The organism is Nostoc sp. JL31 (assembly GCF_017114965.1).
GTDB lineage: Bacteria > Cyanobacteriota > Cyanobacteriia > Cyanobacteriales > Nostocaceae > Nostoc > Nostoc punctiforme_A.
The window spans coordinates 59763-78195 of the sequence record NZ_JABXKO010000029.1 but is presented as its reverse complement, the minus strand read 5'-3'; the positions used below and the strand labels follow the sequence as shown (position 1 = coordinate 78195).

The window sequence follows — 18433 nt, the reverse complement described above, 5'->3', positions numbered from 1 at the left end:
ACAAGGTAGCGACCTTAAATAGCAAATATGTCAAAAACGGCCAAAAAACGCATATATAGTAGCAGTTGCCTTCGTAGGTTAGGACATCAACGAAGAGGCAGGGGGAAGGGGGCAGGGGGCAGGGGGAAATGACCCCTGACTCCTACCGTGTAGCGGAGCGGAACATGGGTCTGAGTCCCCCACTTCTCCACCAGTGGTTCTTGTACCCCTACGGGGAAGCAAGAACCACTAGTGGGGTTGAATCCCTACCTGAATTATCCCCCTTGCTTCCTGCTCCCTGCTCCCCTGCCTCTTTTTCAACCGATCGTCAAACCCCGACACCAAGGACTTTTAAGCCTGTTGCCTATTAGCTGTTGCCTGTTATATAAAACCACCAACTAATAGGGTTGCTTGTAGAAGTAAAGACATCCCGCAACAGCAAACGTGTCTAAGTTAGTTTGGAGCTTATGAATGTTGGAGAAAATTAGTACCCTCAATGGTTTTCAGGCAAACTTAGCAGACCAAGCAGCTCTGCAAGCAGCACTGGAAACTGCACTCCTGACCCATCCAGAAATTGAAGAGTGTCGGGTATTAATCCGAGAAACAGAAACCGCAGATATGTGGTTAGTTGCCTACATAATTGCATCAGGAAAATGTTCGTTGGCACAACTAAATGCATATTTGCAGGTTCATTTGCCAAACACTATCCTGCCTCAATCCTACGTTTGGTTATCCAGATTGCCGCTTACCAGTGAGGGACTGATTGACGATCACCGTCTAACTGATTTGGTGGCGATCGATATCGATCTGGTTAATCGATGGGAGTCGTCTTTGCGATCGCTCCCCTCGATTAACCAAGTCGCAGTTATCGTACAAGACCAGACGAAACAACTACCACCATTACACGTTTGGGATTTGCTAGGGAATCCACAAGCAACAAAACTCAATTTTCAATTAGAGGATTCTGGAGAAAAACTAAAATCAGATGGCGTAAATCAACAATTTGAGTGTTCAAAATTTCAGATTTCTCACCCAAAAGCCAAAGCAATTAGTCATGGCGAACCTCTACAACTGGAAATAGACGCAACGACTAACTTAGCGAAACTACTTCAAAAAGCAGCGTTACAAAGCTCAAAAGGAATTAGTTACATCCAATCCGATGATACTTACCAAAACCAATCCTATGAAAATTTATTAGACGCAGCTCAACGCATTTTGGCGGGTTTAAGAAAGTTGGGGCTTGTGCCTCAAGATAGAATTCTCTTTCAATTTGACCAACCTCAAGATTTCATTCCTGCCTTCTGGGGCTGTATTTTGGGCGGATTTATCCCAATTCCTTTATCCGTTCCTCAGAGTTACGATCGCTCTGATGGTTTCGTTAATAAATTAGCTCAAATCTGGCAAAGACTAGAACCAAGCTTAATACTGACTAGCGAGGGATTAGCACCTGAACTGAGACGTTCCTTGGCAGATTTACCACTTGACAATTTGGCGATCGCTACCCTCAATGAGTTGCAATCTCACCATCCCGATCCTAACTGGTATGTTGCTGCCCCAGATGATTTGGCAGTACTGTTTCTCACTTCGGGCAGTACAGGTACGCCGAAAGCAGTTATGCAAAGCCATCGCAGTCTCATCTGTCGGTCGGTTGCGAGTGTCCAAATGAACGGGTTTACTCAAGAAGATGTTTCCTTAAACTGGATGCCACTCGATCACGTTGCTGGATTAGTGTATTTCCATATTCGGGATGTGTATGTAGGTTGTCAACAAATTCATGCCGTCACCGATTGGGTGTTGCAACAACCCCTGAAATGGCTTGATTGGATGTCTGATTATCGCGTGAGTGTTACCTTTGCACCGAATTTTGCGTATGGGCTAATCAACGCCGCCGAAGCAGAACTTTCTCAGGGGCATTGGGATTTATCATCAGTGCGATACATCTTCAACGGAGCCGAAGCCATTGTTGGCAAAACTGCGAGAAGATTTCTAGAATTGCTGACAGCGCACGGACTCCCGACTACGGCAATACATCCGGCTTGGGGAATGGCTGAAACTTGTTCGGGAGTGACTTACTCTCACAACTTTTCTGAAGAATCAACTACTGATGAAGATGCATTTGTAGAAGTTGGAGCGCCCATCCCCGGATTTTCTCTGCGGATAGTTGATGCTCAAGACCAGCTCGTTGAGGAAGAAGCCATCGGACGACTGCAAGTCAAAGGATTGACAGTAACATCAGGTTATTTTGGTCAACCGAAACTGAATTCGGAGATGTTTACAGAAGATGGCTGGTTGAAGACGGGAGATTTAGCTTTCTTACGACAAGGACGTTTAACAATTACAGGCAGAGAGAAAGACGTTATTATCGTCAATGGCCTGAATTACTATAGTCATGAAATCGAAGCAGTTGTGGAAGAAATTGCAGGCGTAGTTGTTTCCTACACTGCCGCAGTGGCCGTACATGATGGAGAAACTTCAGAACAACTAGCTATCTTCTTCCATACAGGTGGCGCGAATGAAATGCAAATTTCAACGTTGATGCAAACCATTCGCCAAAAAGTTGTCCAACGTTGTGGCATCAATCCTAGCTATGTGATTCCAGTTGAGAAAGCTGTGATTCCGAAAACGGCCATTGGCAAGATCCAGTGATCGCAACTGGTTAAACGCTTTGAATCAGGTGAATTTAAACCTATCCTCCGTCAGTTTGATATCCTCAGTGGCAATGCCAACACAATACCTGACTGGTTTTATCATCGAATTTGGTGTGTTAAGCAGTTAAGTCACAAACATCTGGAGCCAGTTAAACTTCCGACTCAGAAATTCCTCGTGTTTCTCGATGGTTTAGGTTTAGGAAATTACCTGTGTACAAAACTCGAACCCAATAATCAATCTTATATCTGCGTTACAGCAGGTACGGATTTCATCAAATCTGAGCGGGGCGATCGCTTTACTATCAATCCCGAAAATCCCGATCACTATCGGCGGTTGCTAGAGTCTTTGGCATCGGATATTCCCACTCAGATTTTGCATTTGTGGACATATAACGAGTTTAGGGGTCAAGTGTCTAGTCTAGAGGAACTAGAAGATGCCCAATACTTAGGGTTATATAGCATTCTATTTTTAGTGCAAGCCTTAACAAATGCCAAGGAAAAACACCAACTACTAGATATAGACATTCAGTTACAAGTCATTTCTAACAACGTCCAGTTAACTAGCAGCGATGATGCGATCGCTTATGAAAAATCCACACTTATCGGATTACTGAAAACAATTCCTTTAGAACTATCTTGGTTGCACTGTCGACACATTGACTTGGAAGTTGGGTCACTGGAAACAAATGCCAAGTATGTTTTTAAAGAACTAAATATTACTAAAGGTGATAGTGAAATTGCTTATCGTCAAGGTCAACGGCTAGTCTCGTCACTCGCCAAAGTCGATATGCTTGCTAGTCCAACCCAAGAAATACCAATTAAACCAGGTCAGACCTATCTGGTAACAGGCGGATTGGGTGGAATTGGGACTTCCGTTTGCCAATATTTACTTAAGCAATTTGGTGTGCGATTGCTAATTGTTGGCAGAACAAACTTGCCACCAGAAACAGAATGGTCGCAGCATCTCGATCAGAATACAGCGATCGCCAAGCGATTGAAAAATTATCGATCGCTCATGGCAACAGGAGGTGATTTCTTATACAAAGCTGTTGATATCTGCGATCTAACTTGCTTGCAGCAGGCTGTCACTGAGGCAGAGTTGAGATGGAATCAACCCTTGGCAGGAATTATTCATCTCGCAGGTGAAGGCGATCTCAAACACCACTGGACGGTGATGGAAAATCACTGGATAGCGGTGGCTACATTAGAAAGCTTTCGTACCATGCTGCGCCCGAAAGTTCAGGGCACTTGGACGCTTTTTCAACTGATTCAGAATCGACCAGATGCCCTTTTCATCGGCTTTTCTTCTGTAAATAGTGTGTTTGGGGGAGCAACCTTTAGTGCCTATGCTGCTGCCAACAGTTTTTTAGATGGTTGTTGTCAGTATCAGCAATACCATTACCATCCTGATACTTACTGCTTTGACTGGAGCCAGTGGGATGATGTTGGTATGAGCGAGGGAAACCCCATCCACAGCCGGGAAGCAGCTCATCGCTTGGGGTATCAGAGTATTACTCAGGAACAGGGTTGGCGTTCCTTACTGGCAGGTTTATCGCGTCATCAACCGCAGCTGATTGTCGGTTTAGATGGCAGCAATCCCCATATTCGTCGATATTTGAAGACAGAAGCCGATAATGCCCAGAAATTAACCGCTTATATTACCACTCTAGATGGTGCAGAGGTGCATGGTTGGGAGCAAACTTTGAGGGTTGGCGATCGCTTTGGAACTCTCAGCCATTGTGAAATTGTACAGCTTGCGGAAATGCCCCTAACACAAACGGGTACGATAGACATTACCAAAATTATTGGCAGCAATCAGAAGCACAACCAACCTTGGCAAGTCGTTTTGCCCCAAACTGACATTCAACGCCAGATAGCTCAAATATGGCAAGACGTGCTGGGCATTTCTTCAGTGAGTATCGATCGCAACTTTTTTGAACTAGGTGGCAGTTCGCTCACCTTGGTTCGGGTTCACGATCGGTTACAAAAACAATTTGGGCAACATCTGTCACTGATTGACTTATTCCAATATCCAACTATTCAGACGCTAGCAGAGTTTCTGAATCAAGCTCAAATGCCATTGCCGGAGCGATCGCAATTATCGCCATCCCATCGCTTGGGTGAAATGAAAAGTATCCAGCAATTAGAAATTGCCATCATCGGTATGTCAGGGCGTTTTCCAGGAGCCAAAACCCTCGATGAATTCTGGCAAAACTGCTGTAATGGCGTGGAATCGATTTCATTTTTCAGTGATGAAGAACTGGAGTTAGCCGGAATCGATCCCTCATCCTTTAATGATGCCAATTATGTGAAAGCTAGTGGTATCTTATCTGACATTGATTTATTTGATGCCGCGTTTTTCGATATCTCTCCCAAAGAAGCCCAAATCATCGACCCGCAGCATCGCCTATTCCTAGAGTGTGCTTGGGAAACACTCGAAAATGCTGGTTACGACCCTGCAACTTATACAGGGTTAATCGGGGTTTATGCAGGCATGGGGATGAATCTTTATGCAGGTCGAACCTACTGGAATCACAATCTTTACCCAAATCGGGAGCGACTAGAACACGTTGATGACTCGCAACTGGCGATCGCCAATGGTGTGGATTTTCTCCCCACGCGGGTTTCATACAAATTCAACTTGCAAGGGCCCAGCGTCAACGTGCAAACCGCTTGCTCAACTTCCTTAGTTGCAGTCCATCAAGCGTGTCGGAGTTTGATTCAGGGAGAATGCGATATGGCTCTGGCTGGTGCTGCTGCCATCGCAGTACCCCAAAAATCTGGTTATCGGTATCAGCCAGGAATGATTCTTTCACCCGATGGTCACTGCCGAGCATTTGACGCTAACTCCCAAGGAACCGTTGGCGGAAATGGCGTTGGCATTGTGATGTTGAAACGATTGGCAGATGCGATCGCCGATGGAGATAATATTTACGCCGTCATTAAGGGTTCTGCGATTAATAACGATGGCTCCCAAAAAATCAGCTATACGGCTCCCAGCGTTCAGAGACAGGCAGCAATGATTGCTCAAGCCCAAGCGATCGCAAATATTAATCCAGAAACTATTACTTACATCGAAACTCACGGAACCGGAACGACTCTCGGCGATCCGATTGAAATTGCAGCTTTAACCCAAGCATTTCGTAGCAAAACACAGAAGCAACAATTTTGCGCCATCGGTTCTGTGAAGACTAACATCGGACATTTAGATACAGCTTCAGGCATAGCAGGATTGATTAAAACAGTTTTGGCACTCAAACACCGATTGCTACCGCCTAGCCTAAATTTTAAACATCCCAATCCCAAGATTGATTTTGCTAACAGTCCATTTTATGTAAATACAACTCTATCAGAGTGGCAACCAGACCAAACGCCTCGGCGGGCTGGCGTAACTTCTTTGGGTGTTGGCGGTACCAATGTCCATGTCATTTTGGAGGAAGCGCCGGGGGAGAGTAGGGGAGCAGGGGGGCAGGGGGGCAGAGGGGCAGGGGAGCAGGGGAGCAGGGGAGCAAAGAAGTAAATTTCCAACTCAAATCGCTGTTGACGCTTTCGGCAAAAAGTGAAATAGCGTTACGGGAATTAGCTGGGCGATATGTGGGGTTTTTGGAGTCTCATTCAGAAGTATCTTTGACGGATATTTGCTATACGAGTAATGTGGGGCGATCACATTTTGACTATCGGCTGGCCTTGGTTGCCGATTCACCCGCACAACTCAGACATCAACTCACAACATTTATTGCCGAAAATCAGCGCACTCGCTCTCAGGCTCCAGGGGTAGCTTTCCTGTTCACCGGACAAGGTTCGCAGTATATCGGCATGGGACGAGAACTTTACGAAACCCAACCTGTTTTTCGGCAAGCCATAGAACGCTGTGCTGAAATTCTGGACTCCTTATTAGAGCAACCATTGTTAGAAGTGCTGTATCCAGAGTTCGGGGAAAGGGAAAAGAACTTAGGGCATCACATTCTAGATGAGACTGGCTATACCCAACCTGTCTTATTTGCCTTGGAATATGCATTGTCTGAGCTATGGCAATCTTGGGGTATCAAGCCTAGTGTTGTTATGGGTCATAGTGTGGGCGAATATGTTGCTGCAACTGTTGCAGGTGTATTCAGTCTGGAAGATGGATTGAAACTCATCGCCGCACGGGGTAAATTGATGCAAGCACTACCGCAGACAGGGGCGATGGTAGCGGTATTTACTGATTTGGCGCAAGTTTGTGCGGTGATCGATTCATTGCCGGAGGTGGCGATAGCTGGAATCAACGCACCAAGGCAAATCGCGATCTCTGGTGCAGCTGCGGCGATCGCATCGGCTGTGGCTATCTTAGAAGCCAGAGGAGTGCAAACAAAGTCACTGAAAGTTTCCCATGCTTTTCATTCGCCGTTGATGCAACCAATGGTGGCAGAGTTTGGGCAGATTGCCCAGCAAGTGAGCTACCGTACACCAAACCCGAATATTCGCTTCATTTCCAATATCACAGGGCAATTGGCAGGAGTGGAGATTAGCACGCCTGAATATTGGGTGCAGCATATTTTGCAGCCAGTGCAATTTGCCAACAGTATTGTCAGCCTGTCAGCGTTAGGAAATTTGGCTTGTTTGGAAGTGGGGCCACACCCAATTTTAGTAAGCATGGGTCATCAGTGCATCCCAGAATCGGGGCATCTGTGGCTAGGGAGCCTCAAATCCCAGGAATCCGATTGGCAGCAGATGTTAAGCAGTTTAGCGGCGTTGTATGAGCAGGGAATATCGGTGAATTGGTCGGAGTTTCATCGGGGATCTGAGCATCGGCGCGTGGTGTTGCCGAATTATCCCTTTGAGCGATCGCGTTTTTGGCTTGAACCAAACAAAGATAGTAGCCAAAAAAATGTTCAACTCTCCTCTGCAAATCTTAAATCTTCTCATCCTCTGCTCGGTTCTAGATTGCACTTGGCAGACTCGAAAGAGATTCGTTTCCAGACGCAAATCAATTCTAATTTCCCCGCTTTTTTAGCTGACCATCGCGTTTACGGAAAAGTAATCGTGCCAGGAACGGCCTATCTAGAGATGGTTTTAGGGGCAGCAGCGAAGGTTTTGAAATCCAAAAATTTAATTTTAGAAAATGTCCTATATAAACGGGCATTAGTTTTATCAGAAAATGAAGTTAAAACACTCCAGCTAATTCTTTACCCAACGGAACAACAGGGATATTCCTTTGAAATTTTTAGTTGTCAACTAGATGAGGAAGATTCTTCACCCTCTTGGATGCTGCATGTTTCTGGAAATGTCATCGCATCCAATCTCAAACCATCGATGGAACTTTCTGCAACGCACTGGCTCCCCAAAGAAGTAGCTTCCCACAGCCAAGCCGAACATTATCAACAGTTTCTTCAGCGGGGAGTTGATTATGGTGCTAGTTTTCGGGGAGTTAAAAACTTGTGGTTGGATTCAGAAGTAGTGACAGGGGAAATTGAGTTACCCCAAATATGCGTTTTAGAAACAGACGCCTATCAGTTTCATCCAGCATTATTGGATGCCTGTTTTCAAGTTTTACAAGCTACGTTCCCACAAGATGGTAGCAAAGAGGCTTATGTGCCGATCGCCATCAAGCGATTGCAAGTTTGCGATCGCCCCAGCAACCGACTATGGAGTTATGCCAAATTACATCCTAGTCAGAACAGTAACAAAACACTCATTAGCGATTTGCAATTAGTTACAGATGATGGTGAGATTCTAGCCGTTGTTGAAGGTCTGCAACTTCAAAGGGTCGCTTCGGCAACATTGACAGTCTCTCCTCAAGTTCCGCCAGACTGGTTGTATCAAATCGAGTGGCGACCTGAAGCCCGAATGGGGCGATCGCTCTCACCGGATTACCTGCTCAATCCCAAGGACATCAGCCAAAACCTGATTCCTCAATTGGCTGAACTCCTAACAACAACCTCATCAAACGACGAATTTTTACCCCAACTTGAAGCCCTCAGTGTGTCTTATGTAATCAGTGCCGTACAACAACTAGGATGGGACTTTCAACTCGGATTGCAGTTCTCCTTTACAGAAATAGCAGAACAGTTGGGGGTGATTAGCCAGTATCACCAACTGCTACATCGGTTTCTGGATATTTTGACTGAAGCAGGGTGGCTCAGACCTCTTGATTGTGCCAACGGCAGGCATCATTGGGAAGTAATTAGCGCCCTCGATCGCCAAACGCCGCAACCAGACCGACTGTTAGTCCAATTCCCTAACGGAGACACTGAGATCGCCCTAGTAGAACGCTGTGGTGCTAGCTTACCAGAGGTACTTCAGGGAAAACTTGATCCGCTACAATTACTGTTTCCCAATGGTGATTTCACCCTGCTGACGCAACTGTATCAAGATGCCCCAGCTGCTAGAGTGATGAATACATTGGTGCAAAAGGCAGTTTCCGCAGCACTACTGCGAGTACCACAGGGAAGCAAGATCCGCTTGCTAGAAATTGGGGCAGGAACTGGCAGCACAACCGCTTACATTCTGCCGCAATTGAATAATTACCAAGCTGAATACACCTTCACAGACATTTCACCGCTGTTTGCAGCTAAAGCACGGGAGAAGTTTCGGGATTACCCATTTGTTCGCTATCAGCCTTTAGATATCAGCCAAGATCCAGCGACTCAAGGCTTGGAAGGCCAAAAATATGACGTGATTCTGGCAGCAAATGTGTTACATGCTACACCAGATTTACAACAAACATTGGCCCATGTCCACAGCTTATTAGCACCAGGCGGAATTCTGGTGTTGTTAGAAGTCACCGATCGCCATTGTTGGCTAGATTTGAGCTTCGGTTTGACCCCAGGTTGGTGGTTGTTTGCCGATCGCTGGTTGCGACCGAATTACCCGCTCTTAAGTAGTGCCGAGTGGCAAAATGTGTTGCAAGCTAATGGATTTACGTCGGCGGTGGCGATCGCACCTAAAAATCAAGTCATCGGTTCCCTGGCTCAGGCTGTGATTGTTGCCCAAAAAGGAACTGAGAACCACGTACAACAAAACTGGCTAATTCTAGCAGATAGTCAAGGTATCAGTCAGAAACTTGCTCGACGGTTTCAAGAACGAGGAGATACCTGTACTCTAGTTTTTCCCGGACAGGAATACGAACTGTTGAGTGAGTTCGAGTTTAGAATTAATCCTCAGAAACCGGAAGATTTTCAGCGGTTGCTTTCGCACATACTTAGCAAGCGATCGCGTCTCTCAGGGGTGGTACATTTGTGGAGCCTGGAGACTGGAGAAACCGCACCAACCTTAAGCGTCGAAGACTTGCAAACAGCAACCCGTATTGGCTGTGGCAGTACTCTGTACTTGGTGCAAGCGCTAGTTAAAAAGATGGGTATAACGCCACCTCAGTTATGGGTAATAACTAGAGGAGCAGTTGCCGATGGAACTGGATTAGTTCAATCGCCCCTATGGGGAATGGGGAAGGCAATCGTCAGAGAACACCCAGAATTACACCTGCGTTTGATAGATTTAGACCTCCAAGAAAATTATCGGCTAAGTCAAAATCCCCTTGATGCATTATTTACAGAGTTGACATCACCAGATCAAGAGAATCAAATTGCATTCCGTAATGGGATGCGTCAGGTGGCAAGACTGGTTCCTTACCGTGGAAAACAAAATCCCAATCAAGCAGATATCCCCATCCACCCAGATAGTACCTACTTAATTACTGGTGGATTAGGGGGACTGGGACTGCTAATTGCCCATTGGTTAGTAGAACGTGGGGCAAAGCACTTAGTTCTCATGGGACGCAGGGGGACAAACGAACAGAGCGATCGCCAGATTCAGCAACTTCAGGCACAAGGTATATCGGTGATGGTAATGCAAGCTGACGCGTCTGTGCAGTCACAAGTGGCGGAGGTATTGGCAGAAATTGGCCGCAGCCACCCGCCTCTACACGGTATTATCCATGCAGCTGGAGTTTTGGATGACGGTGTTTTACTCCAGCAAACTTGGGAGCGCTTTCATCGAGTCATGGCGCCGAAAGTACAAGGTGCTTGGAATCTGCACACATTAACCCAAACCTTACCGCTCGATTTCTTCATCTTGTTTTCTTCTGCTGCTTCTGTTTTGGGTTCTGCCGGTCAAGCTAACCACTGCGCAGCCAATGCATTTTTAGACGCTCTAGCACATTATCGTCATCAATTGGGGTTATCGGGATTGAGTATTAACTGGGGGGCTTGGGCAGAAATTGGTGCAGCCGCCGAGCGTCAGTTCGGTAAGCAACTCCAACATCAGGGAATGGAAATGATGTCGCCATCCCAAGGTTTACAGGCTTTGGAGCAGAGCTTTTCTTGGGAGGTTGCTCAAGTAGGTGTGATGCCGCTCAATTGGCTGACATTTATGCAGCAATTCTCACCGGGGACTTGTCCGGCATATTTGGCAGAGTTTTCTCAGGTGGGGATTGCTCAATCGCTATCACCACCGCCGATGGAAATTCAGCAACAATTGCAAACTCATGACTTTGGCGATCGCTTGCAGATTTTAACCATTTACCTGAAAGAAAAGATTGCCAAAGTGTTGGGTTGTTCTGTGGAGCGAGTCGATGCCAGTCAATGACTTTCGTAGCGGTGTTTAAAGCTTTGATTTACCTGTGTTCTCAGCAGGAAGATATTTTAATTGGCTTTACCGCCTCTGGTCGAGTTCATCCGCAAGTGGAGTCGTTAATTGGTTTTTTTGGCTACCCTTTGTTGCTGCGTACAGATTTGTCTGGCAATCCCACTTTTGCGGAAGTACTCAGCCGAGTGCGATCGGTGTTGTTATCTGCCTATGCTCACCAAAATGTCCCCTTTGGTAAAGTCGTTGAAGTCATGGGGTCGAGTCGGGTTGCACAAGATACTCCCTTTTTTCAAACATTCCGCACCGGATTAAGCTATGTTAACAGTCAATTACCGAGCGACTTGACAAATTTACCCAATCTGACGTTTTCATTAATTGACGAAGGGATTTGGGGGCCTACTGATTTAGATTTATATACCTATATTTACGAAGTCGGAGCAGATTTACAAATAGTAATTGCATATAACACTGACATATTTGAAAGTGAAACAATCGACGCTTTTGGTAATACTTTATTCCAAATTTTAGAACAATGGATGAAGTCAAAAGATATTCGCCTCAATGAATTTAGACTACCAACAGACCTTGATAGAAAAGCAAAATTAGCCAGGAGTCGATACCAAAAACAAAAGCTGGCGATCGCAGCTACTTTTACCGCCGATTTAGTTGCAGATTCTCTAAATTTCTGGATGCAGCAACTCAATTTACCCTCAGAAATTACCTTTGCTCCCTATAACCAGGTTTTCCAACAATTGCTGACTCCTGATAGTCTGTTATCGCAAAATGAAACGGGAGTCAATATTGTTCTAGTGAGGTTAGAAGATTGGGTTAGGTCTGAGGATTCACAAGAGTTATCTAGTAACGAACAAAAGAATTCCATTGAGCGCAATGCTAAGGATTTAGTTACAGCATTACGTCAATCCTGCGAACGGACTCAAATTCCCCATTTACTTTGTTTGTTGCCAAGTAATTCAAGAATTGCTAATGCAGAAATGGCAAATTTTTTGCAACAAGGGGAAGAAAATTTATTAACAGAACTTGCCGATATTATTGGAGTACATATTATTAATTATCACGAGTTAGCAACAAGCTACCCAGTAACTAACTTTTATGATTCTTATAGCGATAAAATCGGGCATATTCCATTTACGCCAGCATTTTTCACAGCATTAGGAACAATGTTGGCGAGAAAAATTCACTGCCTACATAGACCGCCTTATAAAGTAATTGTCTTAGACTGCGATCAAACCTTATGGCAAGGTGTTTGTGGCGAGGATGGAGTTGAGGGTATTGTCATAGATTCATCCTATCAAGCATTGCAAGAATTTATGATTCAGCAGTGCGATCGCGGAATGTTGCTATGTCTGTGCAGTAAAAATAATCAAGCAGATGTCTTTGCTGTATTAGAGCAACGTTCCGATATGCGGCTAAAGCGTCACCATTTGGCAGCTTGGCGAATTAATTGGCAGACTAAATCAGAAAACTTAAAATTACTGTCTCAAGAACTAGGGCTGAGTTTAGATAGCTTCATCTTTATTGATGACAACCCCATCGAATGCGCTGAAGTCCGGCATCACTGTCCAGAAGTCTTAACCTTGCAATTGCCGACAAATGCCACTGAAATTCCCCAATTCCTGGCTCATATCTGGGCATTTGATCGTCTAAACATCACTGTAGAGGATCGACAGCGAACGATTGTTTACCAGCAAAATCGCCAACGTCAGCAAGCGGCAAACGAATCTCTCACGTTGCGAGATTTCCTCAATAGCCTCAATCTGCAAGTGGATATTATGGAAATGCAGCCCTCCCAGGTAGATCGTGTTGCTCAACTAACGCAGCGAACAAATCAATTTAACACCACCACCTTACGCAGAACGTCGGCTGAAATCAAAGCCTTTTGCCTGTTAGATACTCATACTTGCTATGTTGTGGATGTAAAAGACCGCTTTGGGAATTATGGTTTGGTGGGAATGATGATGGTACAGGCCACAGCGTCTGCACTGGTGGTAGACACGCTGTTACTCAGTTGTCGAGTGTTGGGCAGAGGAGTTGAGTATCAAATGCTCAATTTCCTGGGTAAAATTGCCCTGGCACGGGGGCTGAAGCAGATCGATATTATTTACAAACCCAGTTCTAAAAACCAGCCTATTGGGGATTTTCTCGAACAGTTGGTAGCAATTGACAAGGAACGTTTAGCAGAAAGCTATTGCTATAAGTTATCAGCAGATGTTTGTCGAGCGATCGCTATTGCTTCTGAACGATTAGACAAAAAAGCAAAACATTCGGCATCTGAAGGGAATTTAACGCAAAGCGATCGGGCAATATCCCAGCAATCTGCCAATTACACCGCCTTATTCCAAAAAATTGCTTCAGATTGGCATACATCAGAGCAGATTCTCCAGTATATGGAGGAGTCTCAAGTTCAATACCAACAGCATCAGACATTTGTTGCACCCCACACCGAAACCGAGAAACACTTAGCTGACCTGTGGCAAAACTTACTTCACAGATCCCCACTCAGCATCTACGATAACTTCTTCGATTTGGGAGGCAATTCTTTGTTAGCAGTGCAACTGCTGTCTCGGTTGCGAGAAAACTTCCAAGTAACTATACCCATTCATCAATTATTGGAAGTCCCAACAATTGCGGGAGTGGCTCAAGTGATTGAAGCGATCGCTCAGACAGGAGTGGCTGCCAATTTAGCGATCGATTTGGCAGCAGAAGCTGTCTTAGATCCGGCAATTCGTCCAACGACAGCATTCAATTTTATCGCCCAACCCCAGGCAATTTTCTTAACTGGAGCAACCGGTTTTCTCGGTGCGTATTTAGTAGACGCACTCCTGCAACAGACCACGGCTAATGTTTATTGCTTAGTGCGAGCGCAGAATCTAGAACAGGGAATCCAACGTATCCAAAGGAATTTGCAAGCATACGGACTTTGGCAAGAAGAATTTCGCTCTCGCATTATTCCAGTCATTGGCGATTTGGCGTTACCTAACTTAGGTTTGAACGAGTCACAATTCCATCAACTTAGCCATCAAATTGATGTCATCTATCACAATGGTGCTGTCGTCAATTTTCTTTATCCCTACGCCAAACTCAAAGCAGCCAATGTCCTGGGAACTCAGGCGATTTTGAGGCTAGCAGCTCAAACGAAAGTCAAACCCGTGCATTTTGTTTCGACGCTGGGCATCTTTTCTGCTCCTGCTTATGCAAATGCTAACTACATTCAAGAATCCGATGAATTGGCAGAATTTCAAGGGTTGCAAGGGGGTTATTTACAGAGTAAATGGGTGGCAGAAAAGCTGGTCATGCAAGCACGCGATCGCGGACTTCCTGTATGCATCTACAGACCAGGTGCAATCTCCGGACACAGCCAAACGGGAATCGCCAATGTAGATGACTTCTTTTGCAGCCTGACTAAAGGCTGTATCCAACTAGGTATGGTCCCGGATTTGGAATTCCCCCTCGATTTGACCCCCGTTGATTATGGTAGCAGGGCGATCGTCCACCTCTCTCAAAACCCTGACTTGTTTGGCAAGGCATTTCACCTTGTTTCTCCCCAATCTCTGTCTTGGCGTAATTGGTGTGACTTAGTTCGGTCTTTGGGCTATTCGCTAGAGCAAGTTTCTTACCATGAGTGGTATGCTAAATTGCTACACAATGCGGAACACAATATTCCAAATGCTTTACATGCCTTCTTACCATTGTTAGACGAACAATTATTAAAGAACGTGCAGTTACCAGCATTTGATTGCCAAAATACATTGACTGGACTTGCTGACACCAATATTATTTATCCAACTATAAACACCAAATTACTCAATATCTACTTTGCATACTTCAAAAAAAGTGGCTTTTTGATCGGAGTTTAGCTTTTTTTTGCCACCTTATACCATTTTAGATTTTGGATTTTAGATTTTGAATTGGGAATTGCCTTGGGGTGCATCCCAGTTTTTATTATTTTTCAGAATAAAATATAGCTAGAGGACATATATAGTAAGACTCTGGTATTGAGATTATTTTTATATTTGGAAATTTTAAAAAGTGGGATACTCCCCATAAATCTTACTAAGAATTACTTTTATCTCAGAACTTTTAGTAGTAAAACAGATATAAAATACCCCATCTTCTATTGGTTTTTCTAAAACTTTAGCATAAATATCAACGCTTAATTCTTTTGTAGAATTTGGTGATAAAACTAATTTAATATTACTGAATAACGAAGGGATAATATCCTTTTCTATATCCTTGGGACGTACCTCGGCTCCCTTCGTGGAAAGTTTAACTAAACTGCCTTGAAAAAGGGTTTTTTCAATGTGCTTTTCATCTAGAATTGTATATTCTATTGGTATTGCTTCAGCTAAGGCTAGTAATCTTTCTTCTTCTTGAGTTAGAAAGAGATTGTATTCTCCAATAATCCCCCTAACTTCATAAATATTTATCGGTAGTTTGATTCCTTTTACTTGTACTTGCTTTTGTCCACAGACTTTCACAATTGACTCTACTTCTCTAAATGTCGATTCTGAAATAACAATTTGTCCTCCAATTGTATAGGATTCAATACGATAGGTGAGATTCACCTGACTACCGACTACACCATATTTTGTTCGGATATAAGAACCAATATTTCCAACAACAACTTCGCCTGTGTTGGCAGCTATTCCCATTTCTAATGGCGGCAGATTCCACTGCTGCATCTTTTCATTTATACTCGTCATTGCTAACTGCATAGCGATCGCACAAGCAATAGCCCTTGTAGTGTCGTCTTCTTTGGCAGTAGGGGCACCAAACAACACTAAAATACCATCGCCTGTAAATTCATCAATGGTTCCTTGATACTGGGTAATGATATCTGCCATTGATGATAAATAAAAGTTGAGAACTTGAACAACCTTTTCCGGGGGTAATTGTTCAGAAATACTGGTAAATCCTCTTAAATCGGAGACGAGTATGGTGATTTTGCGCCGTTCGCCCCCAAGCTGTAAACCTTTTGGGCTTTCTAATAAGGTAGTGACTACTTCTTTGCTTAAGTAACGCCCAAATGTATAACGAATTTCTCCAGCAGTACGGGCGATGTGGACTGTAATAGCGATCGCAGATCCCAACAGAGCTAATAATGGTGGTACTACAGGTATCCACCAACTGGCGATAAAGGCTGTATATGTAGTAGCCAATAGCACACCTGCTGCCAAAATTGGGCTAGTTATTTTCTGGAGGGACAAAAATTTTACCCCGCCTGCATATCGCCACTGCCAAGTTAGACTTGCACCCACAAAAGACCACAGAAAAATCCATCCTATTTCTACTGGTTGCGACCAACTCTTAATTAGTGGGCGATCTACTGTAGCTGCACTGATAATTTGACTAGCAATATTCGCGTGAATCTCTACCCCAGGCATAGGTTCTGGGGAAGTCAACAAACCACTACTATAGGGAGTGAAGAATAAATCCTCAAAACTCTCGCTGACGTTACCAATCAAAATAATGCGATCGCGTCCCCATTCTGGTGGTATCTTGTCTTCCAAAATATCTGTCATCGTGACTGTAGAAAAGCGTCTAGCTGGTCCCCTGTAATTAATTAAAATTTGGTAGCCACGGTCATCAGCTCGCACATAGCCACCATCATTAGCGGCAAAGGGGATAAATCTTGTCTTTCCTAACTGCCAATTTTTTGTTTGTCCAAAAGTTTCCGGTGCAATACCTTCGGCATCAAGATAAAGTAAAGCTAAATATAATGCAAAACTGTAAATAGTCTCTCCATTTTTATCTGTTAAGTAAAGCAAACTCCGTCTTACCTTTTTATCTGGGTCCAAAACCAAATCATTTGCACCTACTTGCCCTTTATCTTTGAGTGCTGGTGGCGGGTCAATTGGCTCGCGTTGGTTATCTCCTACCACTCTTTGAATCCCGACTAAATTGGGGGTAGATGCAAATACTTTGGTTAATTCTTGATGTCCTGGTTCTACAGGTAAATCGCGGTAGATATCTAAACCAATAGCTCGTGGTTTCCTGGCTTTTAATTTTTGCAACAATTGAGCATACAGACCATCTGGAACGATTGGCTGACGAATTTTTTTCATGTCTGCAAGATTTACTCCCACAATGACAATCCGGTCATCAGGTGCTTCTTGGGGTCGCAGACGCATATATTGATCAAAAATCGCCAGATCCCAAGGCTGCATTAAACCAGCAAAGCGTAATAAGATGACTACACCAGCCACACTAGGAGTAGTAATCAAAACACCGCGCCATTGCCACAGCAGCTTTTTCCACATCATCTTTTTTGCACCAAAATTAATTTTTCAGGGTAGCAAAGTAGCCGTTTTAACTTTGCCGATATTTAACTGTACTGAGGTTAGCGATCGCTCGTGCAGCAGTCAAGGAAAGGTTCTTTGGCGATCGCCTCTAGACCGACTGATTGTAAAAGTTCTTCCCATTCAGTTGGCTTCTCGCGGCGCAATTGAGCAACGGTATTCAGTGCTTCTTGCCAAATTTGAGACTCTGCATAAATTTTTGCCTGTTCTAGAAGTCCTACCCCAGCTAGCTGACTTTTCAGGGATGAACTTACTTCGGTACGCTGGAGTAATCCCTTGACAGATTGATCCTGAGCGCGATCTTGAAAATCGCAAATCATTGTGAAGTACCATCGATAATACTTGCCAATTTGGAGAGAAATATTTGCTGGTAAGTCCAGTTTAATGATGCCAGGAGTACTAGGCAGTTTAAAAGTTGTCAGATAAACCTGATTTCCGGCTTCATCTGTCAAAGCCAATTCTCCAGATTGGGCAGTATTTTGAGGAATGTACCAATATAGCGTTGGATTGGCTGCAACCGTTTTCCCAAAATTATTTTTTGACGGCATCAAAGGCGTTATCGGTATTCCGCTGCCATCGATACAAGAAGAGCCACGCGTTCCTCCACCCAATGTTTGAGAGGGCGCTCCTCGGTCATCTACAGGTGGGAATTTGAGACTAACTTTCCACTCCAAGTCCGATGGCGATCGCTGTGATGGCAAGCTAGCAAAAGTGACAATGGTGGGAGAAAGTGCGCTAACAAGGATCGCTAAAAACAGAAAAGATTTTGGTAAATTCATGATCCGCGTAAGGACTTCTATTGAATGTAAATCTTTGAAGGAGTAAATCAGTCTTTTCAGAAGTATCTGAAAAATGCACTCTCTTAGGGACTTCCAATTAAAGAATATCCCGTTGCTGTGTAGGCAGAGTGCAGGGGGGAGACAGAAA

6 protein-coding genes are annotated in these 18433 nt (G+C 44.4%); 4 read left to right on the top strand and 2 right to left on the bottom strand.

Translation table 11 applies throughout. The features are described 5' to 3' along the window. The first annotated feature begins 450 nt into the window (after positions 1-450). The 4 genes from HWQ43_RS05330 (at position 451) to HWQ43_RS05315 (ending at position 15064) form a co-directional block, all read left to right on the top strand. Positions 451-2625: an AMP-binding protein gene (locus tag HWQ43_RS05330; protein ID WP_292730986.1), complete on the top strand. Its 2175-nt coding sequence runs from the start codon at positions 451-453 to the stop codon at positions 2623-2625. A 177-nt stretch (positions 2626-2802) separates the two neighbouring features. Beyond that, on the top strand, positions 2803-6147 hold the full coding sequence (locus tag HWQ43_RS05325; RefSeq protein ID WP_292730984.1) for an SDR family NAD(P)-dependent oxidoreductase: 3345 nt from the start codon (positions 2803-2805) through the stop codon (positions 6145-6147). A gap of 20 nt (positions 6148-6167) precedes the next feature. Continuing rightward, complete coding sequence (locus HWQ43_RS05320) at positions 6168-11189, top strand: SDR family NAD(P)-dependent oxidoreductase (RefSeq protein WP_292730982.1); 5022 nt, start codon at positions 6168-6170, stop codon at positions 11187-11189. After that, a complete protein-coding gene (locus tag HWQ43_RS05315; protein ID WP_292730980.1) occupies positions 11186-15064 on the top strand; it encodes a thioester reductase domain-containing protein in 3879 nt (1292 codons plus the stop codon). Before HWQ43_RS05320 ends, HWQ43_RS05315 begins: the two co-directional genes overlap by 4 nt. A 165-nt stretch (positions 15065-15229) precedes the next feature. Here the strand turns inward: HWQ43_RS05315 and HWQ43_RS05310 are convergent, their stop codons facing one another. Further along, on the bottom strand, positions 15230-17470 hold the full coding sequence (locus tag HWQ43_RS05310) for an adenylate/guanylate cyclase domain-containing protein (protein WP_366932787.1): 2241 nt from the start codon (positions 17468-17470) through the stop codon (positions 15230-15232). Between the two features lie 77 nt (positions 17471-17547). Beyond that, positions 17548-18285, bottom strand: coding sequence for a DUF928 domain-containing protein (locus HWQ43_RS05305; RefSeq protein ID WP_292730978.1), 738 nt, complete (start codon positions 18283-18285; stop codon positions 17548-17550). Positions 18286-18433 lie beyond the last annotated feature (148 nt).

What these genes read in the sequence shown, in the direction of transcription:
- HWQ43_RS05305 (WP_292730978.1), bottom strand. Translation starts at nt 18,285, where the DNA reads ATGAATTTACCAAAATCTTTTCTGTTTTTAGCGATCCTTGTTAGCGCA.
- HWQ43_RS05315 (WP_292730980.1), top strand. Translation starts at nt 11,186, where the DNA reads ATGACTTTCGTAGCGGTGTTTAAAGCTTTGATTTACCTGTGTTCTCAG.
- HWQ43_RS05330 (WP_292730986.1), top strand. Translation starts at nt 451, where the DNA reads ATGTTGGAGAAAATTAGTACCCTCAATGGTTTTCAGGCAAACTTAGCA.
- HWQ43_RS05310 (WP_366932787.1), bottom strand. Translation starts at nt 17,470, where the DNA reads ATGATGTGGAAAAAGCTGCTGTGGCAATGGCGCGGTGTTTTGATTACT.